23 protein-coding genes are annotated in these 22,720 nt (G+C 44.8%); 7 read left to right on the forward strand and 16 right to left on the reverse strand.

Features of this window, described 5'->3' with window-relative positions; genetic code table 11:
• Positions 1-35: 35 nt before the first annotated feature.
• Positions 36-881 carry a MurR/RpiR family transcriptional regulator gene (locus HPY27_RS17235; protein WP_174225632.1) on the reverse strand — a complete coding sequence of 282 codons (846 nt, stop codon included), beginning with the start codon at positions 879-881 and terminating at the stop codon, positions 36-38.
• A 264-nt stretch (positions 882-1,145) separates the two neighbouring features.
• Here HPY27_RS17235 and HPY27_RS17240 point away from each other — a divergent pair, with 264 nt between their 5' ends.
• On the forward strand, positions 1,146-1,823 hold the full coding sequence (locus HPY27_RS17240) for a hypothetical protein (RefSeq protein ID WP_254612918.1): 678 nt from the start codon (positions 1,146-1,148) through the stop codon (positions 1,821-1,823).
• Positions 1,824-1,965: 142 nt separating this feature from the next.
• Positions 1,966-2,565, forward strand: coding sequence for an undecaprenyl-diphosphatase (locus tag HPY27_RS17245; RefSeq protein ID WP_017251298.1), 600 nt, complete (start codon positions 1,966-1,968; stop codon positions 2,563-2,565).
• Between the two features lie 7 nt (positions 2,566-2,572).
• Here HPY27_RS17245 and HPY27_RS17250 read toward each other — a convergent pair whose 3' ends face one another.
• The 10 genes from HPY27_RS17250 to HPY27_RS17295 all read right to left on the reverse strand — a co-directional run bounded on the left by HPY27_RS17250 (position 2,573) and on the right by HPY27_RS17295 (position 10,018).
• Entirely contained in the window at positions 2,573-3,472 is a 900-nt protein-coding gene (locus HPY27_RS17250; protein ID WP_017251299.1) for an SDR family oxidoreductase, read from the reverse strand.
• 172 nt (positions 3,473-3,644) lie between these two features.
• Complete coding sequence (locus HPY27_RS30385; RefSeq protein WP_017251300.1) at positions 3,645-4,046, reverse strand: DUF4183 domain-containing protein; 402 nt, start codon at positions 4,044-4,046, stop codon at positions 3,645-3,647.
• Positions 4,047-4,153: 107 nt separating this feature from the next.
• Complete coding sequence (locus HPY27_RS17260; RefSeq protein ID WP_174225546.1) at positions 4,154-4,438, reverse strand: DUF4183 domain-containing protein; 285 nt, start codon at positions 4,436-4,438, stop codon at positions 4,154-4,156.
• Between the two features lie 163 nt (positions 4,439-4,601).
• Entirely contained in the window at positions 4,602-5,114 is a 513-nt protein-coding gene (locus HPY27_RS17265) for a hemerythrin domain-containing protein (protein WP_254612919.1), read from the reverse strand.
• Positions 5,115-5,171: 57 nt separating this feature from the next.
• Positions 5,172-5,489 carry a hypothetical protein gene (locus HPY27_RS17270; protein ID WP_174225548.1) on the reverse strand — a complete coding sequence of 106 codons (318 nt, stop codon included), beginning with the start codon at positions 5,487-5,489 and terminating at the stop codon, positions 5,172-5,174.
• Between the two features lie 28 nt (positions 5,490-5,517).
• Positions 5,518-5,721, reverse strand: a complete 204-nt coding sequence (locus HPY27_RS17275; protein WP_017251304.1) for a hypothetical protein — start codon at positions 5,719-5,721, stop codon at positions 5,518-5,520.
• Entirely contained in the window at positions 5,705-6,238 is a 534-nt protein-coding gene (locus HPY27_RS17280) for a Rieske (2Fe-2S) protein (protein ID WP_007716653.1), read from the reverse strand. The genes HPY27_RS17275 and HPY27_RS17280 overlap by 17 nt, the downstream gene beginning before the upstream one ends.
• Positions 6,239-6,254: 16 nt before the next feature.
• Entirely contained in the window at positions 6,255-6,824 is a 570-nt protein-coding gene (locus tag HPY27_RS17285; RefSeq protein ID WP_174225549.1) for a 4Fe-4S dicluster domain-containing protein, read from the reverse strand.
• Entirely contained in the window at positions 6,817-8,991 is a 2,175-nt protein-coding gene (locus tag HPY27_RS17290; protein ID WP_174225550.1) for a molybdopterin oxidoreductase family protein, read from the reverse strand. Before HPY27_RS17290 ends, HPY27_RS17285 begins: the two co-directional genes overlap by 8 nt.
• On the reverse strand, positions 8,978-10,018 hold the full coding sequence (locus tag HPY27_RS17295) for a hypothetical protein (RefSeq protein ID WP_174225551.1): 1,041 nt from the start codon (positions 10,016-10,018) through the stop codon (positions 8,978-8,980). The genes HPY27_RS17290 and HPY27_RS17295 overlap by 14 nt, the downstream gene beginning before the upstream one ends.
• A gap of 185 nt (positions 10,019-10,203) precedes the next feature.
• Here HPY27_RS17295 and HPY27_RS17300 point away from each other — a divergent pair, with 185 nt between their 5' ends.
• Entirely contained in the window at positions 10,204-10,911 is a 708-nt protein-coding gene (locus HPY27_RS17300) for a Crp/Fnr family transcriptional regulator (RefSeq protein WP_017251308.1), read from the forward strand.
• Positions 10,912-10,994: 83 nt separating this feature from the next.
• On the opposite strand, the gene HPY27_RS17305 is transcribed toward HPY27_RS17300, so the two are convergent.
• Complete coding sequence (locus tag HPY27_RS17305) at positions 10,995-12,494, reverse strand: nitrate/nitrite transporter (protein ID WP_069848614.1); 1,500 nt, start codon at positions 12,492-12,494, stop codon at positions 10,995-10,997.
• 145 nt (positions 12,495-12,639) lie between these two features.
• Here HPY27_RS17305 and hcp point away from each other — a divergent pair, with 145 nt between their 5' ends.
• The gene (gene hcp / locus HPY27_RS17310) at positions 12,640-13,935 is read left to right on the forward strand and encodes a hydroxylamine reductase (RefSeq protein WP_174225552.1); all 1,296 of its coding nucleotides are present in this window, start codon (positions 12,640-12,642) and stop codon (positions 13,933-13,935) included.
• Between the two features lie 274 nt (positions 13,936-14,209).
• On the opposite strand, the gene HPY27_RS17315 is transcribed toward hcp, so the two are convergent.
• Together HPY27_RS17315 and HPY27_RS17320 are read right to left on the reverse strand one after the other, a co-directional pair.
• The gene (locus tag HPY27_RS17315; protein WP_174225553.1) at positions 14,210-15,280 is read right to left on the reverse strand and encodes a hypothetical protein; all 1,071 of its coding nucleotides are present in this window, start codon (positions 15,278-15,280) and stop codon (positions 14,210-14,212) included.
• A complete protein-coding gene (locus tag HPY27_RS17320; protein ID WP_017251313.1) occupies positions 15,270-15,845 on the reverse strand; it encodes a sigma-70 family RNA polymerase sigma factor in 576 nt (191 codons plus the stop codon). The genes HPY27_RS17315 and HPY27_RS17320 overlap by 11 nt, the downstream gene beginning before the upstream one ends.
• A 263-nt stretch (positions 15,846-16,108) precedes the next feature.
• On the opposite strand from HPY27_RS17320, the gene HPY27_RS17325 reads away from it, so the two are divergent.
• Entirely contained in the window at positions 16,109-16,930 is an 822-nt protein-coding gene (locus HPY27_RS17325; RefSeq protein WP_017251314.1) for a DUF2785 domain-containing protein, read from the forward strand.
• A 78-nt stretch (positions 16,931-17,008) separates the two neighbouring features.
• Here HPY27_RS17325 and HPY27_RS17330 read toward each other — a convergent pair whose 3' ends face one another.
• Positions 17,009-17,602: a YdeI/OmpD-associated family protein gene (locus HPY27_RS17330; RefSeq protein ID WP_174225554.1), complete on the reverse strand. Its 594-nt coding sequence runs from the start codon at positions 17,600-17,602 to the stop codon at positions 17,009-17,011.
• A gap of 127 nt (positions 17,603-17,729) precedes the next feature.
• Here HPY27_RS17330 and HPY27_RS17335 point away from each other — a divergent pair, with 127 nt between their 5' ends.
• Both HPY27_RS17335 and HPY27_RS17340 read left to right on the forward strand, forming a co-directional pair.
• Positions 17,730-18,620 carry a hypothetical protein gene (locus HPY27_RS17335; RefSeq protein WP_238144522.1) on the forward strand — a complete coding sequence of 297 codons (891 nt, stop codon included), beginning with the start codon at positions 17,730-17,732 and terminating at the stop codon, positions 18,618-18,620.
• 210 nt (positions 18,621-18,830) lie between these two features.
• A complete protein-coding gene (locus HPY27_RS17340) occupies positions 18,831-20,648 on the forward strand; it encodes an APC family permease (RefSeq protein WP_017251318.1) in 1,818 nt (605 codons plus the stop codon).
• A gap of 59 nt (positions 20,649-20,707) precedes the next feature.
• Here the strand turns inward: HPY27_RS17340 and HPY27_RS17345 are convergent, their stop codons facing one another.
• Entirely contained in the window at positions 20,708-22,504 is a 1,797-nt protein-coding gene (locus HPY27_RS17345; protein ID WP_371814336.1) for an FG-GAP-like repeat-containing protein, read from the reverse strand.
• Between the last annotated feature and the right edge of the window lie 216 nt (positions 22,505-22,720).

The following is a 22,720-nucleotide window of genomic DNA, read 5'->3' on the forward strand; positions in this document are numbered from 1 at the left end:
AAGGCAGGATTTTGTGTATGCTAAGGAGGATTTGCTTATTTGTATTGCTCCCGAACAGCTTTACGCGTCTGGCGCAAGTACGCAGCAGAGACATCGTAATTTTTGGCAGCAACACCTCTAAACAAGATGTCGATCACATTGAGTTGTGCGATTCGTGAGGAAGTGGCGGCACTGCGTTCATCCGCTTCTGTTGAAAACGTGGTTAAGTGAATATCCACGCATTCCGCCAAGGGGTTTGTACCGTATTTGGTAATGCCAATGGTCACAGCACCCGATTTTCGGGCTTGTTTCATCGTGGTTATGATCTGCGCGGTTTCCCCCGAATTCGAGATGCCGACTGCCACATCACCAGCCGTCAAGGTGACTGCCGAAGTAAGCTGCAAGTGGGAATCTGAATGGGCCGTGCACATTTTATTAATGCGCAAAAATTTATGTTGGGCATCCTGGGCAACCAATTGCGAAGCACCCACTCCGTAAAAATCAATCCGAGTGGCTCGGAACAGCTCACCAATCGCCTGCTCCACTGCTTCTGCATCCAAAATTTTGATCGTTTCCCGTAAGGAGAGGATGTTGTTGAGCGAAACCGATTCAATCAAGGTGTACCTATCAGCATCGGGAAGAATCTCTTTGTATTCATCCTGCCCGGTAGACGATTGCAGATCACCCGCTATTCTGATTTTCAACTCCTGAAAACCATCTACACCGATACTTTTGCACATGCGTATGATGGCAGCTGTGCTGGATTCGCTTCTTTCCGCGAGTTCCTTGATGGAAAGACGAATCACCTCATCCGGATTGGCTAAAATGTAATGCGCTGCGTTTTGTTCAGAACGCTTGATATTGTGCAACGATTCGCGGATGCGCAGCAACCCGCCATTCAACACGATACCACCCCTTTAGTCCACGAATTTGTTAAGCGCTTACATTCAAGTGTGACTTTGGTAATTCATTACATATTTTGTATTATAGACACTTGAAATAAAATATCAATATGAATTGTCAGATTTGAAATAAAATTTCAAAACTATTTTTCGACACGTTCTCCCTATGTTCGTCCTGTTATAAATATTTCACAATTTTTACAGTTACTTATACGAATCCCTTTCCGTATTAATCCATGTACACCCAATTGAAAAATAATGGGGATGATCAAATTGACTAAGCGTAAGACACTAGCATTCACCCTGATAGCGGCACTCCTTTTGCCAAACACACCTATTCTGTCAAGCGAAGCCGCAGCAGCCTCTTCCCACAAAGCGAAAGCAACTGTAACTGCGAGCAAGTTAGAAGAGCTTTCCATAAAAGATCTGAATCAAAAAGCAAAAGCGACTCTGAATCACGTCAAAGAAGTCATCCCTGACCTGAAGAATTATCACATCGCCTCTATCGTAAAAGAGAATGTCGTCACCACTTCTGGTCCTATCGAACGTCTGGAAGTGATCTTGTCGAGCACACCAGAGGGTACTACCCCAGACTTCGGAGTTGTCCATGTAAACGCAAGTACAGGAGAGCTGATCCGCATCGACCTTCAAAACGGACTCTCCTCTTCGAAAGGAATAGGTGATGAGGAAGCGATCAAAAAAGGCAAGGAGCACCTCAAACTTTTGTTTGGAAAGCAAGCAGAAAAATACAAGTTCTCACAGATCCTCTCCTCTACTGTCCAGGCTAACAAGACACAGATTCTCGTGATTTACACTTCTCCGGATCATTACATCAACGTGACCATGGATCGTGTCGGAAAATTAAAGGCTATCCAAAAAGATATCTACCCCAAAGCAGAATTAGAAGGCAAAAAAAATAAGAGGGACCTTTCATCCAATTAAAAAGAGACGGTTCTGCCGTCTCTTTTTTGATGCTATGAAACAAACCTTACAACCCCGTAATATTTTGTAAGGTAAATCAATTTCCCATTTCTCTCCTATCGATTACGATTCTCCTGTTATATGTAAAGGAGGATCACCAAAAATGAATGGCATGGAAATCAACATTCACTACTTTCGCTTGATTAATGACTTAGGGAAAGAGTATCCAGCTCTCAATCCTGTGGCTTTTTACGTAGCAGAATATACGGTGTTTATTCTGGCGTTGAGCGCTTTGATGTATTGGTTTACGAGAAAACATGAGAATCGCATCATGGTCGTTTGTGCGACGTTTACGTTTGTCATCGCCGAGCTATTCGGGAAAGTAGCCGGAAGCTTTCATGCGAATAATCAGCCATTCGCAGAGCTTGCTGACGTCAATCAATTGGTACAAAAAGCGGTCGACAATTCGTTTCCCAGCGACCATACGATCCTGTTTTTTTCCTTTTGCATGACCTACTGGCTTTTTAAAAAGACAACGGGGCCACTCTGGATGCTACTTGCTGCTTGTGTCGGCCTCTCTCGCATTTTGGTAGGCGTTCATTATCCAGCAGATGTCATCGTGGGTGCCCTGATCAGCATTGGGTCTGCCTTGGCCGTCTATATGATTGTGCCGAGATTGAGCTTTGTCCATACGCTACTTGCTTTGTATGAAAAAGGAGAGCAAGCGATCTTGCCAGCCAAATCGAAGACGAGAGACTTTTGATTCACCGCTATGTCTCTGTCATCGTTCCACCATTAACATGCAATACCTGGCCCGTGACATATCCCGAATCATCCGAGGCCAGGTAAACATAGGTCGGAGCGAGCTCAAACGGCTGCCCTGCGCGACGCATCGGTGTGTCGACACCCAAAGTCGTGATGTACTCTGCGGAATAGCTGGATACTTGCAGCGGCGTCCAGATTGGACCGGGAGCAACTGCATTCACCCTGATGCCTTGCTTGACCAATTGAAGGGACAGCGAGCGGGTAAAGGAGACGATAGCCCCTTTGGTTGCTGAATAATCAACCAATTGCGGATGACCAGCATAGGCAGTAACCGATGCTGTACTAATGATGGAACTGCCTGGCTGCAAATGCGGCAACGCCTCTTGTGTGATGTAAAAAAGGGGGAAAAGGTTGGTGCGAAATGTGTCTTCCAGTTGCTCGCGGCTTATATCGAGGATACTAGATTGTGGAAACTGTACACCTTGATTCAAGACAAGCACATCCAATTTGCCGAAACAGGCAACCGCTTGGCGTACAACCTCCCGACACCAAACCTCGTCGCGCAAGTCTCCCGGCAGCAGCAAACATTGCCCTCCGTAATATTCAACGACTTGCTTGGTCTCCTCGGCGTCAATGTGCTCATCCAAATAAGGAATCGCTACAGCTGCCCCCTCCTTCGCAAACGCAACGGCTACAGCACGGCCAATCCCACTGTCTCCACCAGTTATGATCGCTACCTTTCCCCGAAGCTTTCCGCTTCCGATATAGTCAGGATTATCGAAAATCGGTCGCGGGACCATCAAGTATTCCATCCCCGGTTGTCGATCCTGATGCTGCGGCGGAAACGTGAGGGGAGTCTCTTCGCAAGTAGTTTTGTAACTGTAATATGGGTATCTCGGATACATGAAAAATACCTCCTGTACGGATTCAGTCGATATCGCCATGATATTCGCCTACCCTTCACCGCGTGCACCGCGTGCGCCGTGTACGCCATCAAACCGCCCCAGTCTGTCGAGCCGATCAAGGAAAATGACATGTATGTATGACATGACCTTTTCCCATTATGGAAGCAACCATTTATGAAACAATCATCTTAATAAACTGAAGAATAAGAGGAACTCCTTGTACAGGAATGTCACTCAGAATCAAAACTCCCGGCTGGACAACATATAAATTGGGAGGCTGTAGCATTCCATTGATGAATAGATTCACAACAGAAACTTCATTCGGGTCCAGAATGCCGGAAGTACTGAATGGCATGACAGCATCACTGTTGGTATACATGTTTTTGGCTCCATCTGAAATGGCCGTATACTGATAGGTTTCTGTTCGTATTAAACCAGGAGTACATGGACATGGAGGACAGGGAGGACACGTTGGGGAGGGTTTTACTGGAAAAATCCCGGGACAACCTAATGGCGCGACGATTTGCAGACACTGTCTCCTCACTGTGTATGACTGTGTGACATTGCGCCTCATGAAATCACTCGTCCTTTCTCGAAGTGCTTCGACCGTTCACTCCGATTTACACACATGAGTGAACCCCAGGCACATTTCATCCACCTGGGGCCACCAACCTATTCACCTTAGTTAACGACAAATTCTACAACTATGGGTGTACCACCGTTTTCGGCATTTCCATCTGGAATCGTGATCGCTGTCGTTGTGATTGTGGAAGTATTACCTGCCTGAAGCACTCCATTGACGTAGAGATTGTAAAAAGCAAACGTACTAGGAAATGCTGTCGCAGCAGCGCCATTGTCAGTGGTAAATGCAGTTGCCGCAATAGCAAACGCAGCACCAGTACCAGTTCCAGCACTCATCGTGGACGTAAATCTCAATGAGGTTAGATAAGGTTTTATAATCGGCACTTTGAACACCCCCTCCTCTATTTATTCCCTACTAGTTAATGATTGGTTTTATCCGATTGAAACCGACAAATGACAGTAGAAACATGCACATTTTCCCTCGAAAGAATATGATTGGAAAACAAAATCACCCCCCTACTTTTTCAGTAGGAGGGCGCCATGATTTTTACTCTTGAAACAGTACTCGTAACTGCTCTTTCTCTGCGTCACTCAATACGTATTCTGCCATCGGGAACAGCACACTCTCTTCTTTAAAGAAATGCTCCAAGAGTATTTCTACTGACTTCAGCAAATGAGTGTGGACAGCTTCTACTTCAACAGGTTCAGACTTTTCCTTTTCTACGATTCGCATGAAGGACATCAGGCTTTCATGAATAAGATCATGCTCTTCCTCCATGGCAGCAATCGGTCCCATCTCCCGTTCGATATAGTTAGCCATCAGGGGATACAGGTCTTCCTCCTCGCGTCTGGAGTGTTTCTCCAGTTCGGCCCGAAACGAGGACGCCAGCTCATGAAGCTCTGTTAAGCCTTTTTTTCTTCTAGTAGGTTCTGCTCTAGATTTCAGGTTATTTGCTAGATGTACGAGCTCATTCATCTGCTCAGCTAATGATAGGTGCTCCTCTTTCAATTTTTCCAGAGCTGGACACAGCTTCCTTCTCCCTTCAAACTCCTGCATCATCCCCATACATCCTATAGGCGGTGGTCCCATTACAATCCCTCCATCTACTAGTGGGAGTTAGTTACCAAAAGAAATGCGATACGCTAGCTGTCCCCGATTGTCCCTAGCAACCATTTGAATACAGTCATCCTCTTGCGAAAAAACAACCGGTCCATTCTGGATGGGAATCGCCACAAACTGGCAAGGATTAAAATAGAGTCGCAGATGCTCCTCATCCTCCGTGATCTCCCATTTTGCCAGCTGCCTTTCCAAGAGAGCCGGACTGTGTGGTTCGGCATTATCCGCCAAATCTTGAATGAGTATCCCCATCTTTTTATCCACCAAGGCAGGCAGCTCTTGGTGAAGCTCGGCAATCGTTCTCTTACTAGGATTCATGGCAACTGATCACACTCCCTTCCCCAGATTATTTCCTTTGTTCTCTTCGATCCCGCTGGTCTTTTCTAAATACCATCCATGCCAGTGGGAACAACACTACCGTTGCACCGCTGAGCAATAGCACCTCCATATATCGCTGTGCAAAATACATATTGACTGTGTACTGGGTGCAAGCAATGCTGGCGAACAAGATCAATGCTAATAGGATGACACCTCTATAGCTGCTCTTCATATCTCTTCACCCCTACAGCGTATACGGCTCCATCTTTCTCTTGAAGCACAATTTCCGGAAGTGGTCTTCTTGGGGGACCAGCGAGCGGATTACCTGTGGCGATATCAAATTTCCCATGATGGCAAGGACATAGCAGCTCTTTCTCATCTCGGTCCCAAAATACCGGACAACGTAGGTGGGTACATGCATTTTGATACGCCTTGTATTCCTTTTCCTTCACATATACGAACAACGCGCTGTCATGCTCTCCTGGATAAGCAAACTCGATCGCATCTCCGGGTTTTATATCGCTGAGATTCGCGATTTTTTGTGTGGGATACGACTTGCTGGATGAACTCATCAGCTCCTTGGCAGCTAATGCCCCCCATGGTAGAGTAGATGCCGCGAAAAGCCCGGCTGCTCCTACCATTGTTTTCATAAAACTCCGTCGATCCAGACTACGCTCATTGGAACGATTGATGTTATGTGTATAATTGTCATCCTTCAACGGAATGGGGCGGGTTTTCTCGTTCTCCATAAGGTATTTCTCCCCTCTAGAATAGCTTCTGTTTGCCCTGCAGAATGCCAGGCAGGCTAATTTTCACATTGGTTTCGCCTTCCAGTACATCCGGGTCGTGGCTGGCAGTCCATTTGCCATTGGCCAAAGAAATCTGTGCCCGTTTTTCTTCCAGCTCTGCTTCCTCAATCCACTGCAAGGTGTTTGTCGGGCAAACCGAAGCGCACATCGGCGGGATTCCCTCTTTCGTACGGTCATAGCATAGATCGCACTTGTACATGAGATTCTGTTCTTCATCAAATTTGGGAATTCCATAGGGGCAGGCAATCGTACAATTTTGACAACCGATGCATTTCTCTACCAAAGCTGACAATACGGCCCCATTATCTGCGATTTGAATCGCCTGAGCAGGACAGCTGCGGGCACAAGCAGGATTAACACAATGGAAGCACATGAGAGGAATCGTTTGTCTGTTGATAAACGGGTCCACATCCAGTACGTAGTTTCGGTTTCGGTTGTCGTGACCTCCACACTGTGTACATGCCGCCAAGCAGCTTCGACAACCGATGCAATTGTCCATTTCGATGTATAAGACTTGTTTACCCATGGCGAACTCCTCCATGCTTGTGCTTGATGATTTTCGCGGCGCACGCTTTAAATTCAGGCATTTTGCTGTAAGGGTCCAATGCCGGATTGGTCAGCAGATTGATAGACTCCGCTTTTCCCCAGTGGTACGGAACGAACACCGTATCCTCTCGAATGGCCTCGATCACTTTCACACGGTACTGAGCCTCGCCCCTTCTCGTTTTCAGAGTGACCATCTCATCGTGTTCAATGCCATAACGAGTCGCTGTTTTTGGATGAACCTCTAGCAGAGGATCAGGATACATGTCCGTCAAAAATGGGATTCGTCTTGTCTGGTTCCCGGACAAATAGTGGAACACAACTCGTCCCGTCGTTAGCCGCAAAGGATATTCTTCATCCGGCTCCTCCGCTGGCGGACGGTAAGGCAGCGCACATATTTTGGCTTTGCCATCTGGGTGATAAAATTTTTTATCCAGGAATAAATGGGGCTGTCCCTCGTCGCCCTCCTCGCGGCACGGCCAGAAAACACCATTGTTTTGATCAATTTTCTCGTAGGTGACCCCGTAGTAGTCAGCTACTCCGCCTTTGGAGACCTGACGTATTTCATTGAAAATATCCTGAGGAGACTTCAAGTGAGTAAAGAATTGTCCGCGCCCCATTCTTTTGGCGATTTCTATCTGAATCCACCAGTCAGGCTTGGATTCGGCAAACCATTCCTGTGCCTGACGGTGACGAATGATGCGTCCTTCGAGATTGGTTGTGGTTCCATCGTCCTCTGCCCAAGTCGTAACGGGAAGAACAACATCCGCGTATTCAGCTGACTCGGACAAGTAAAAGTCGCAGCAAACCATAAAATCGAGACTTTTCAGGGACTCCCGAACATGGTTTAGATTTGGCGCACTTACAACCGGATTAGAGCAGAGTAAGTATAAGCTGCGAATCGTTTTATCCTTCATCAGCTGGAACATCTCATAGGCAGAGACACCTTTCTGTGGCATCTCTTCCGCGGGGATGCCCCAGGCACACGCTATTTCACGCACATGTTCGGGATTGTCGAGCTTGCGGTAGCCAGGCAACTGATCGGCTTTTTGCCCGTGTTCCCGCCCCCCTTGACCATTTCCTTGACCAGTAAGCGTTGCTACCCCTGATTTTGGACGGCCAATCTTGCCTGTGACGAGTGACATGTTCGTATAGGCCGATACGTTGTCCGTCCCTTTCGACTGCTGTTCCACACCACGGCAAAACATCACAATCGCATCGGATGCCCTCCCGAAAATGTCGGCAGCCCGCACAATCTTCTCCACCGAAACCCCTGTTATTTCGCTGACATACTCCGGTGTGAAGGTAGCAACCACTTCTTTTGTTTCTTCAAAACCATTCGTATGATTTCGAATAAAGTCTTCATCCATATGCCCATTCTTGATCAGGAGATGAACGATTCCGTTTGCCAGTGCCAAATCTGTACCGGGCCGCAGATCCAGGTGGATATCAGCTCGACGTGCCAAAGGCGTTTCCCTTGGATCGGCTACGATCAGATAACCGCCTCGATTTTGCACTTCCCAAATACGAAACATGCTGGTTGGATGACACTCTGCCGCGTTTGAACCGGCCAAAAACAAGCAGTCTGTTTGGTGAATGTCCGTCCAGGGAATGGTAGAACCGCGGTCAATCCCCAAGCTTCGATTCAATCCTGCCGCGGCGGAGGACATGCAGAAGCGGCCATTGTAGTCAATATAGCGGGTTTGCAAGGCGACCCGTGCAAACTTACCTGTGAGGTAACATTTTTCGTTCGTCATGGAAACGCCAGAGTAAACAGACAAGGTATCTTTGCCATAGTTGTGTTGCAATTCCTTGAACCTGGAAACGATCAAGTCAAGTGCTTCCTCCCAGGACGCTTCCCGAAATCCTTCCGCCGTGCCTTTTAATGATGCATCTGTTCGAATCAACGGCCGCTGTATCCGATCTGGATGGTTCACCTGCTGATAAGCCGTCACCCCTTTTGGGCACATCTTACCCAGATTGACAGGGAAATCGTACCGTGGCTCCACGCCGATAATCTTGTTCGTCGTTGTATCTACACGCAGGTTCATCCCGCATTGCATACCGCAGTAGCAGCAGTGCGTGCTGACCAATTTCTCGTTTGGATGTATCTTATTTTCAATCACTTTAAAAAATTTATCCTTTGGCATGCTGATTTGCCTCCCTGGCATTGATCTCGTGCGTAGGAACTCCTGTGAAACGGAACATCCGGTATTTTCTGCGGCACGGCAAGCAAAGTTCAGCCAAGTGGAATCCTTCTTCCATTTGAAAAGCCATTTCGTTTTTACCCAGTACATTGATCACATCTGCCGACTGTTCCGCAGAAACAAACTCATTGCTGCACACTTTGCACTTTTTCATTTCCTGCTCGCCATAGTGTTCGCGATAATTGCGTGCAAACACACTCATCGGGCGGAACGGTATGTGAGCCAGTTTTCCGAATGGCAGATAAATCAAGGTCACAATCACTGCGAATTGATGTGTGACGGATATAACCGGGTGCCCAAAGCCCCCTAAGAACATGTTGCTTGCGGTTAACATCAAGCCTGTCACACTGATAAACAGTAGCAGGTATAAAGGTAAAAAGTCGTAGACAAAGGATTGTTCAGCCCGTGCCTGCATGTTCTTGAATCTGCGATACAATGCCATGACTGCTCCACCGATGACCATAAAAGCAGTAATGTTCAGTGCGTTGTAAAAGAGAAAGGCAATCCAGCCATCTGCTTGTACGGTCAGAATATCCACACCCATGAACACGACCTGATAGTAGCCGTTGTCCGTCATCGTGAAATACATCCAGCCAAAAACTAACGGAAAGGTGACAACCGCGGCCAAGATGCATCCCCATCCCAGCAAAATGTGCTGAGTCCAGCGGTACCATCCCCGATTCCAAATAAAGCGATAGATGGCCAGATGATCTACCGTTGTATTCGCCGTGCTTTTACGAAAGAGAAGTCGTAACCCCTTTTTCAAAATGACATTCGTTGGCGGGCGATCTGCCCACGCAGAAAATCGGTATAGGAAGCCACCAATAAAGACAAGAGTCCCCACCATATAGCCGTAAAGCGCCAGATCAATATGAGTGAAAAAACGTGTTCCCACGTAACTTAGGACGAACAAGCAAGCAATGATGATAAAAGCACGCTTCGCCACCTTGGAAGCAAATAGATAGTTCATACAACACCCTCCCTGCTGCTGCTCATTTTTTCCTTTCGCTTGAGGTCATTGTAGCAATGACTCGTAACCCAGGTTGTGATTTACCTCACACCCCTGCCACAATCAGGACGATTTCCTCTTCCCAAACCATCAATTTCGGATGATATAATGAGTTACCTTTGTATCCTTGCTGTAGGAGGGACCACATGACCGGAAATGGCACAACGTTTGTACAGCAGATTTCTTCCGATTTTGTGAATAGCCTTGAAACGTTTTCTGTTAGGAAAAATTTCGTTCCCGGAGCCGTTCTATTTTTGGATGGTGAAAGAGCCGATCAGCTATTCTTAATTTCGTCGGGCCAAATTAAGCTCACAAAAAACACGAACGATGGAAAAGAACTGACGCTGCAAGTATTTGGTGCAGGAGAGCTAGTCGGCGTCTCCGGGCTCTTCGAACAGGAATTGACGTACACCTCCACAGGCACCATGTTGATGGAGGGTGAGATATGGATCATCCCGCGACAAGGGTTGGAGAAAATGCTCATCAAAAACGGTCAATTTTGCGTAGACTTCCTGCGTTGGATGGGATTGATGAACAGACGGATGCAGTCTAAATTTCGTGATTTGCTACTCAATGGCAAAATCGGCGCCTTGTATTCAACGCTAATCCGCATGAGTAACACGTACGGCAAGCCACACCCCGAAGGAATCCTCATCGACCTTTCCCTTACCAATCGTGATTTGGCACAATTCATTGGCCTGACACGAGAAAGTGTCAACCGAATGCTTTCCGATCTGAAAAAACAGGACACCATTGATCTGCTTCCTCAGGGGTTTATCTTGATTAAAGACCTTGCCTATTTAAAAGAAGCCATTTTTTGTGATGACTGCCCTCCTGATATTTGCCAAATGTGAGCAAACTCTACATACATATCTACACGAAAAAAGTCCTGGACTTGTCCGTCCAAGACTTTTTTTCATAAGTGATTCAAGCTTCTTTATCCATGTCTTTGCTCCGCAAGCTCGCTGAACATGCCCGCATAGTACTCAACATCTCCTGCATCGTCCAGAATCGCGCTGATCGTTAACCATTGGAGATACTGATCCCCATTCTTCCGGCGATTCCAGATCTCTCCTTGCCAATAGCCATTCTTCTTGATCGAGTCCCACATCTTTTGATAGAAGTCGGCACCCTGTCTGCCTGATTTTAAAATATTGGGTGACTTGCCAATCACCTCATTCATCTCATAACCGGTCACTTTCGTAAAAGCATGGTTCGCACTTTTTATGACTCCGCGTGTATCGGTAATCAGTATCGCCTCTCCCGTCTTTTCCATAATGGTGGCGGCGAGCTGCAGCTTTTCTTGATAAAACATCCACATCACCAAGACCAAGCTTGCCAGTGCAAACTGCGATAAAGCCATGAAACCGATCGCGTAATGCCCCGTCAGATTAAACAGCAGCGTTAAGATCAACGGCGGGAAAAATCCTCCTAATCCCCCCATGGCAGATACGATCCCATTTACAATCCCCGCTTGTCGCGAGAAATACATCGGCACTAATTTGAACACAGCACCGTTACCAATTCCGGCACATATCGCTACCAACAAGCACCCTACCGTATACATTAAAATCGATGGCGAAAACGATAAGACAATACCAGACAAGGCGAGCCCGGCAAACACAATCATCAATGCCTTGAAGGGGTTCCACCTATCACCTAGCCATCCTCCCAATGGTCTCGCCAGTGTCGCCAAAAGAATGAACCCTGCAGTTCTCATACCTGCATCTACTTTATCCAATTGGAAATGGCTCACTAAAAAATTCGGGAGATACACGGTGAAAGCGACGAAGCAACCAAATGTAATAAAGTAGAACAAACTGATTAACCATAGCTTTTCGTTTTTGTAGACACTCTTGATCTGCTGACCAAGAGGCGTCACTACCTTCGGTTCATTTTTATCCCCCATCAAGAAGGTAAGTACAGCGAATCCCGCAAGCAATAATAGAAACATCTGTACAGTACTTGCCCATCCAAACGATTTAGCCAGAACTGGCGCTGCAAAAGTGGTTATCGCTGTACCAATATTCCCCATACCGTAGATTCCGTTTATAGAACCATGCTTCTCTTTCGGATAGTATTTAGGGAGAGACGTGACACCAACGGAAAACACCGCTCCACCTATCCCCAAAAATAGCCCGCCGATTAACAAATCTGTATAAGTGGTCGCCTGGCTAATATAAAAAACAGGAGCCAGCAGCAAGAGAAAGCTTATGCTAAATAATATTCTCGCGCCAAATCGGTTACTCCAATATCCTACGGGGATTCTCAGCAACGATCCAAGCAAGACTGGAATCGCTGTCACCCACGCCACCTCGCTTGCACTCATGGGTACGGTTTCTTTGATAAAAGGCATGAGCGATGACAGAATGACCCATACCATGAAACCGACCGTAAGACTTAACGTCTGTAACGGCAACTGCCATTTTCGTACCATAACAACACCCCTCAACTTGGGAATCTTCTTCATCCACTATGATAAGAGGCAATGTTTTTTCCCGTTGTGATTTTAATCACAGCCTCCTTCCAGGCAATCCGCTTATAATCAAAGCGAAATCTTGAATCGAAGGAGTGGATTATACATGTTTTGTTATCAATGTGAACAGACTCCATCAGGTGGTTGTAAGGTCATCGGCGTTTGTGGAAAGAATGAAGATCTTGCGAGTATTCAGGATACCATTATTTTTGCTTTAAAAGGAATTGCCGCTTATGCAACACATGCTCGTCAACTAGGCTATATCGATCCTGAAGTAGATGGGATTACACAGGAAGCTCTCTATTTTACATTGACGAATGTGAATTTTAACTTGGATGAACATTTGCAAATGGCCATGAAAGTAGGCAAAGCCGCCATCAAAGTCATGGAGCTTTTGGATCGGGCTCATACGGATCATTTCGGAGTCCCGCAGCCAATCACAGTCTCGCAAAATAAAATAGAAGGAAAGTGTGTCATTGTTACGGGGCACAATCTGTTTGCTCTCGAAGAGCTGTTAAAACAGACAGAAGGTAAAGGAATCAATGTGTATACGCATTCCGAAATGCTGCCTGCACATGGCTATCCCGAACTGAAGAAATATCCTCATTTGAAAGGTAACATCGGGAAAGCATGGTACGATCAACGTCAATTGTTCGAGAAATTTCCAGGTGCCATACTCGCTACAACAAACTGTGTGATGCCCATTCGAGGCAGCTACGCCGATCGTTTCTTTTCGTATGATATAACCGGATTGGAGAACGTGACGAAAATTGTAGATAACGATTTTGCGCCACTCATTGAAAAAGCATTGTCTCTTCCTGAGGCTTCCATCGAATCGGAACTGACATTGACGACCGGGTATCATCACAAAACGGTCCTCGGCATCGCCCCTGAAATCATTCAGGCAGTCAAGGAAGGAAAGATCAAACGCTTCTTCGTCATCGCTGGTTGTGACGCTCCTGGCAAGGGAGGCGAGTATTATCGTGAATTGGCTACGTCCTTACCGCCAGAAGCAGTCATTCTTACTACCTCCTGCGGAAAATTCCGTTTTAACGATGTAGATTTCGGCATCGTGCCAGGTACCGACATCCCAAGGTATATCGATTTGGGACAGTGCAATAACTCGGTTTCTACCATTACGATTGCAGCTGCATTAGCCGAAGCCTTCGAATGTGAAGTGAACGAGCTGCCGGTAAGTATCGTTCTTTCCTGGTTTGAACAAAAAGCGGTTGCCATCCTGCTCGGTCTGTTTAGCCTGGGGATACAAGATATACGGATTGGCCCAAAATTGCCTGAGTTCATTCAGCCCGGTGTTCTGCAAGTACTACAAGACTTGTTCCATATCCAATTGATTGGTGATGCCCAAGAAGATATGAAACAAATGCTGGGAATCACTCAGTAGGCAAAATAGAAAAAACGGCTGGCAGAAGATTAGTTGTAAGACTAACCACTGACAGCCGTTTTTTTCATTCGCATCTCTTATGTTGGGTTCGCTCGTGCACCCAACGACTGGAAGATTCATGTGCGTCGACAAATCCTTTGTCTCCGCTGAGGCGGTAACAAGCCGCGGTTTTGGTTGCTCTACCTCGTTAAAGTCTATATCCGGTAGCAAGTAGTAGAGTTCGAGCGATTTTTTTGCGGCTTGCTCAAACCTCATTCACCTTGACTTGTTATTTCTACCATTCCGTTTCCGTTTTGTGTTCAATCACGTGTATGACTTTTGGTTCAACAGCTTTCATCATTTGTTTCAGTAAATCATCGCTGATTGTTACTTTATTTTTTCCATCTTGAAGTTGTCTTTCAGCCTGTGTTTTTGCGATCACATCAATTACTTGTTGTTTCGAGATATTTTTAGATGCTGCAACCTCTACAACAGATTTCCCTTTTGCTATTTCTTCTTTTAACTCTGTCGGGCTCATTTTTAGTAAAGAAAACAGTTTTTCATCGTTTAAGAAGTTATCAGCAGTATAATCAGGTTTACCATCTCTAGAAAAATAACCTTCTACTTCCTTGTTTGATGGTGCAGGAGCTACCGGAGAAAGACTAATGGTATTACCTTGAACAAATGCTTGGTAACCCCCTCCTTCAAATCCTTCTGATCCCTTCTTGGTGTAATTCAAGATAAATGTTTTTTGATCTGGATTGTCCATTTGCTCCATGGCAACCTCGTAATCTTTGATGTTGCCATACAATTTATCAATGAGCTGATCTACCTTTGCCTGGATTTCCTGATCGGGTAAAGTAATGAGTGGTTTCTCCTTAGGCTCCCAATTCTCTTGAGTCAGGTCTTGAATCTCACCCGTAATACCGTTTGTATGAAGAGTAAGCTTTTTGCCAGTTCCTCCTTTTTCCTGCAGGACGATGCTTAGTTGGACCTTTTTGGTTGAATCACTGGAGTCTCCAAGGTAGCTCGCATCGATAATCTCAAACGATTTTGCTTCGGGAATTGCGCTGTACAGCTTTTCAAGTGCTGCCTTGCCAACCTCATCCAGCTTGACTTGTTCAGAAGTCATTGGTGCTCGAGTAAGCATGTCAATCACCACAGGGGCCGCAAATGCAGCGGTTGGAATCAAAATCGCAGCAGCAACTAATCCACCAATTAAACGTTTTTTCATCGTTATTTCGCTCCTTTTTCGTTGCAAATAGTGAGAATAGGATTGTTCTATACGTTTGGAAATGGCCGGCGGGCACTCCATCGTTTCTGCCTCTTCGTGCAGATGTTCACGGATTTTATGTTCAATAGTCATTGATCTTTTCCATCCTTTCCAGGGGGAGATTCCCGAAGTCTTTTCTAAGCGCCTGGAGGCCAGCATGATATCTGGACTTGACTGTACCCAACGGAATATCCAGCAACGTCGCAATTTCCTCAAGAGTATAGTCATGATAAAAGCGGAAGATAATCACTGTCCGCTGTTTGTCGGTCAGTTTTCGTATGGACTGGGATATCAGTTGGTTCCTCCCATCCATCAACGCAGTATGTTCATCCCAATAAGACTCTTCCCGGGAGAAGGAACGGATCCGCTCAAAAATGCGGAATCTCCTCCAGCTCTTGACCCGAAATCTCTGCACTTGACGGATTACCAGGCCATGCAGCCAGAACTGGAAAGGACGGTTCGTATCGTAATTAGCAAGTGAGGTCCACATTTGCATATAGATTTCATTCATGACATCTTCCCGATCCTGCTTTTGATCCACCAGAAAGGAGACGGTCCGGTATACGTCCTGAAAGGTAGCATCATACATTGTATGAAATGCCTGTTCATCACCCTCTTTCATTTTTATAAGTAATTGATACATCTCTTCATTTTCCATTCAGAGGGCCCTCCTGAGTAAGCTTACACACTATATTGTCTCTCTTTCGGAAAAAGGTTCGGTCCTCTTCTTATTTTTTTTGCAAAAGGTGAGTATCCTAGGATCTCTGTGCGTGCTCGTACTGCTACATCTCACCCCACCACAGTCAGAACTGCTCATGTTTTGGAGGTTGATAACCTATTTATGTCGAAATCTAAAATGACAATAATCACTAAGTAAAGCCACAAAGTCAGTTCGAAGAATAAAGAGTGGGAGCATGTAAAATGAATGTAAAAGAAAAGCTAATATTCATAAAAGAAAATGGCTACCAAACACCATCCGATACATTTCAATTCGTAGTAGAAATGATGAATGAAATTGGTTCTTTGGATGCCACATTACGTGATGACCTCATTTATACAACCTTATCACATTGGATTCCTGGTAATTCTCTAACTGCAAATGAACTAGAACAACTGATACCAATCATTCTAGATAAAAACCATTTGCTTTTTAAGCTTGGTGAAACAAATACAGACTCTGTCTTTACCCGCTCTTTCTCTATGCTAGTCATCCCCCTACTCCTCATGCGGCATAGAGAATCACCCTTTCTCTCCAGAGAGAACATCCATGCGATAAAAGAGAAAGTATTTTTCAACGTACGTGAAGAGCGAGATTACCGAGGATATGATGAAGAAAAAGGTTGGGCTCATGCCATAGCCCATGCAGCGGATGCATTAGATGATTTAGCTCAATGTTCCGAGTTGGATAAAAGTGACCTCATCACCATCCTCGATTTGGTTTACGAAAAGATGACCATAACCGATCGAATTTACTCCGATGGGGAAGATGAGAGAATGGTAACAGCCATTGTTAGTATTCTGAATAGAAAAATGCTTAGCCAGAGTTATGTAGAGCAATGGATTCAAAGTTTTGGAGATGTAGATAAGAGTTCCGAATTTCTGCCTGCCTTTAAACAAAAAATCAATAGAAAGAATTTTTTGAAGAGCTTGTACTTTCGTTTGAAATTTTACAAAGGAGATGCCGATCTCTGCCCAACCATCGAGCAGACATTATATAAAATAGAAAAAGTATACTATTCCTGATAGAGGAATGAAACGAATACAAAAACAAAAAAGAGGCGGTTCTCCCGCCTCTTCTTCACCATTTCCTCATCAAATATACTAATCATTTAATCCCTTTCCATCGAGAATTTGCTGCATGCATTTTTCAACCCTTGATTCTCGCGTTTTGGCTTGTTTGGGTGCTGAAAAATGAAGAATGTAGGCTCTTTGCCGTCCCGGAGTCAATGCTTCAAAAGCAGTTTTCAAGGTAGGGATTTCATCCATTTTCAATTGCAATTCTTCAGGAATGATGTATTCTTCATGCTTTTTCAGGCTCACTTCCAAGCCAGCTTTTTCAACTTCAATGGCTTCCTGAACATAGGCCTTCAAAATAGCTTCCATTTCCATGATTTCGTCCACATTGGTGAACCGGATTTGGCGCGCGGCCTGTACATTCTCCGTTTGTTGAATGAGAATCCCATTTGGATCTTTTAACAAGGCACCTTTTTGAAACAGTAGCGCACAATATTCTTTAAATCCATGTATTAAAACAATGTTTTTTTTCTCAAACGTGTAACAAGGATGCATCCACTTAAAATCTTCAGTCAGCTCACAGTCAAGGACAATACTTCTCAACTTCTCGTATTCAGCCTTCCACGTTTTCGCCTTGCTTAAAAATTCATCAACCTTAGGATTCGTTTTACTTGTTGTCATCAAGGAACACCTCTCATCTAGTTGGTGTCATGTCAATTTTTAGTTTTGACATTATGGTATTTGTATTATTCTATCATCATGTATTCAGGTTCCTTCTTTTAAAGAATAAGCTCTATCAGATTGAGAGGTGATTGATTTGGATATCGATTTCTATAGGAAATGGGCTTGCCAAAAAATGATCGAATCGTCACAAAGCAATATGTGGGAAGGACATTGGGCGTGTGCAGTTATCGCCTTGACTGAACTCTTGGAAGAAAAACTTGTACCTGCCAAGTTAGAAGAGTTGATTCGTAAAAATCTTGATAAAATTGTGGAAGAACATGCAAACGAACAGCAGTATCGGGCAAACAACGAATACGAGGACTTTCCTGCTCAAATGATGAGACTGCTTGTCCAAAAGAACCAAACATGCCATGCGCTTGGTCATGACGTGATTTACACGTTCTATTTGCTGAGCATGCTCTCTCGTTCCGCTATTCCGGCAACTGCCGAATTGTTTGATGCCATGGGGAAAATTGTTGGTAGTTTCCAAGCATCAGGTCCTGGTTTTGTTACTGTGAATGGAGAGAATATCGTCATTGATCCTGACGGCGTACCTTATACTGGTGTAAGATTGCAGCTGACTCCGGAGACTGTGCTTGACTTACTCCATAACTTTCAGAGACCGGTGCAAATGGAGAAAGGCGATATGCAGTTGGGGCATATCCTTACGCATGGTCACGCCATTGTAGAAATGAAACAAGCTTATCGCCATGATGTACACGACAATCTCGATCCGGCCTTTTACGCAAGAATCAACCTCTTGGCTTATGCAAATACACTCGAGGAAAATCGGGTTGAATCTGAGTCGGCAGTTACGGCAAACGAGTTGAATCCATTAGAACCTTCTTACTGGGAACAGGCGTTAGCTGAAAGCAGACATGGCCATTTTTATAAATACGCGTACAGTTATCTGAGACTTTACCGTATGGCAGGGTGCAGTCCACCCGATTTTCGATTGTTTCAACGTATTCTGTGAATGAATTGTTCCGAGGAGTCATTCCTGTAAAAGGCTCCCATTACATGATTGCAACGGGTTTTGTCCAAAAGCATGAAGCTAAAGGACAAGAACCCGTTTTTTTTAGCCTACCTACTTACATAGTTGCCAATCCATGGGAAACAAAGAAATGGACTCATTTTTTTGTAGCTGTGGGAAAACTAACGAGAAATGTCAGATAGGGGAATACACATGATCTCAGAATTCAAGCGATTTTTACTCGGTAGACCTATGAAATCAAGTGAACTTGCCGAAGAAAAGTTAAATAAAGTAAAGGCTTTGGCGGTTCTTTCATCTGATGCTCTTTCTTCTGTCGCTTACGGTACAGAACAGATTCTTCTCGTGTTAATTACTTTGGGTGCAGTAGCGATGTGGTACTCTATCCCCATCTCCATTGCGGTTGTTGGTCTTTTAACCATACTCATTTTGTCTTACCGTCAAACCATCTTTGCTTATACAACAGGTGGTGGAGCATACATTGTCGCAAAGGACAATTTAGGAACTACTACTGGACTGGTTGCAGGTGGCTCTTTGCTCGTGGACTACATTCTAACGGTTGCTGTTAGTACGTCTGCTTCTACAGACGCTATTACCTCGGCATTTCCAGTGCTACATGAACATCGCGTTCTACTTGCCTTGTTCATGATTGCAATCGTTACGATATTAAATTTACGTGGAATAACAGAATCGGCAACGATTTTAATGTACCCTGTTTATTTGTTTGTTGTCGCTATCCTCGTCTTAATTATTGGCGGCGGTTTTCAATGGTTGGCTGGAAATGTTCAAGCTCATCCCCCAGAATATGGGACAGTTGTTCCGGGAATAACTTTATTCCTGCTATTGAGAGCGTTTAGTTCAGGGTGTTCGGCATTAACAGGGGTAGAAGCCGTATCCAATGCAATTCCCAACTTCAGGGACCCAGCACCGAAAAATGCAGCATTAACGCTTATCATAATGGGGCTTATCCTCGGTGTTATGTTCATGGGCATTAGCCTATTGGCTTATTTGTTTGGTATTTCACCGAATCCAAAGGAAACGGTGGTATCTCAAATTGCTTCTGCTGTTTTTGGACGAGGAATCGTGTATTACTCGATTCAGGCTGTTACAGCCCTTATTTTATTCCTGGCCGCTAATACTGCTTTTGCAGCCTTTCCTTTACTCGCCTTTATGTTAGCCAAAGACAGATTTATGCCAAATATGTTCATGGTTCGGGGAGATCGTCTTGGGTTTTCAAACGGAATTATTTTCTTGGCTATTCTTTCAGCACTATTAGTGATTGCTTTTAAAGGAGAAACGGAAAACTTAATCCCTTTATATGCCCTTGGGGTTTTTATCCCGTTTACCTTGTCTCAAGCCGGAATGATGAAACGCTGGATTTCCAAAAAGCCCCCAGGGTGGCTACTACCTTTTGTTATCAATACGTTAGGAATGCTAACGACCCTTACCATTTGCCTCATCTTTTTGATTACAAAACTCTCTCAGGTTTGGCCGATTTTTATTTTCCTTCCTATCGTCATTTTCATCTTTAGGAAGATCAATCAGCATTATAGAGATTTAGCAAATGAGTTACGACTTGATATGGAAACAGACAAACCCGAACCCAAAGGGAGTGTAATCGTTATTCCTGTGGCAGGGATTTCGCAGGTGGTGAAAAACACCATTAGTTATGCGCAATCATTGTCAGATGATATTATCGCTGTCTACGTCGGGTTCAGTGATGAAGACATGAAGAAAATGGAAGAAAAATGGGATCTCTGGAATCCCGGAGTACGTTTGATTGTCCTGCGTTCACATTATCGCAGTATCATAAGACCTTTGTTTAAGTTTATTGACACCGTTGAGTGGAAAAAGGCAGAAACGGATCATGTTACTGTCATGATTCCGCAGTTTATTACCAAGCGTTGGTGGCATAACTTACTTCATAACCAGACAAGTTTATTGATCCGCGCGTATTTATTTGCCCGCCAAGATGTAAAAATCGCTACGGTTCCATATCGCTTAAAGAAATGAAGCTTTATCCATTAAACCATAAACAACTAAGAAAACCCGTCCCTTGTAAGGAGACGGGTTCATTTTTGATTTCCTTGATCATCATGACTACGATTTAAATCCAGTATGAGCCTAAAATTAGATTGAAAGACTACCCAATCATACACTTTTTTTACTCGAATGATTTCTGGCTGAATACTGTTAGAGACTCCAGAAGTGACGGTAACCACAAAGCTACAAGAGGCCATATTTCCTGACTGATCTCTGGCTGTGCAGGTGAGCATCGTCATTCCTACAGGAAAGTCCATGGTAAAGGTTGCAACTGCAAATGGGGCAGGAGGAGAAAAAGACCGTGTGATCCCATGACAGGTAATAGAGGTTACCCCACAAGTATCAGTGGCAGTGACTTCATAGGTAACAGTAGCGGACGTTTGCCCAGGTAAAACAGGGACTGTGATGTCTTCAGGACAAGTGATCGTGGGAGGTTCGTCCATAACCGTGATGGTAAATGAACATACTTCCGTATTGCCAAATATATCTTGTGCCGTACAGGTGACAACAGTGTCTCCCACTGGAAAAAGGGAGCCAGAAGGCGGAGAACAGGTAACAGTGACTCCGGGGCAGGTGGCAACAGGTGTTGGATAGTTTACGATAGGGCAGGGTACTACCATGTCAGGTGGGCAGGTTGGTGGCTGCACGCATCCATTGAGCAAAACAGAAACATTGCTCGAATCCTCGTTTGCAGTAGCAATGTCAACTCTTCCGTCTCCGTTAAAATCAGCTACTGTAATGCTGAAAGGACCTGCTCCTGTAGGGAACTGAAAGGGAGTCGAGAACCCTCCTGACCCGTTGTTTATGAGTACAGAAACGTTATCGGAACCCGCATTTGGGGTAGCCAAATCAATGACTCCATCACAATTAAAGTCAGCCGCTGTTATATCAAAAGGAAATGCATTAGCGCCCAAGGTAAAGGGACTTCCTGCTGCTTCTGTAAAAGAACCGAATCCATCGTTTAGAAAGACGGTTACATTACTCGTAGCAATATTCCCGACAGCAATATCGATAGACCCATCACCATTTAAATCAGCAGCTACAAGGCTAATGGGGGATGATCCCCCTGGAAGTACAGAGAAACTCACTCCAGGAGTTTGGAACGTACCGTTCCCATTCCCACTAAATATAGTTACATCATTCGTGTCTCGATTGGCAGTGGCCAGATCAAGTCTCCCATCTCCATTAAAGTCAGCCGCTACAATATCAAAAGGGGCCAAACCAGGATTAGTGTCAAATGGACTCCCTGGCGCCATGGTAAATACACCTGATCCATTATTCAACAAGACAGTAATGAAACTAGTTCCTGTAATTTGGCCTACATTTGCTATAGCTAAGTCCACACCGTTTACACCATCAAAGTCACCTGTAGCAATTGCAAAAGATTGCGAAACAGCAGGAAACACACCTGTACTATAAGCTACAGGTGCAGCAAAAGTGCCATCCCCGTTATTCAAAAGGATAAAAACTCGGTCATTGGGAGTTTGATCCGTTACAGCCAAATCAATGAAGCCATCTCCATTAAAATCTGCTGCTGCAATTTGCCCTAATAAAGACCCAGGGAACAAAGTATTGAACGGTATCGTTTGCGATACGGAAAACACGCCGGACCCATTGTTGACAAGAATAGAAACATCGTTGGACCCAATATCCACTACAGCCAGGTCTATTAAACCGTCTCCATTAAAATCTGCAGAAGTAATGCTGGAAGGAGATGTTCCTCCCGTATTATATTCGACTGAGGGTTGAAAAAATGGGCAGGCCAATTTGGATTCACCCTTTCTTACAGGAATACAGGCAGCCATTCCCTGATCGAAATGCTTCACGCCAAACACCAATAAAGGCTAAAAAATGCACGTGGTGCATACTATGCAAATGCCCTTGATCATGATATTGCTGTTGAGGCATGAATGTGAATTTAATAAAACAAATGAAGAGGCGGTTTCCCGCCCCTCTAACTTGTATGATCAATCCCAAGCAAACCTTTGCTCTTTCTGCGAGTCACCGTACATTTACTAATGTAACTACAGCAGTGTTGCCCA

Source organism: Brevibacillus sp. HB1.1 (assembly GCF_013332445.1).
Classification (GTDB): Bacteria; Bacillota; Bacilli; order Brevibacillales; family Brevibacillaceae; genus Brevibacillus; species Brevibacillus porteri.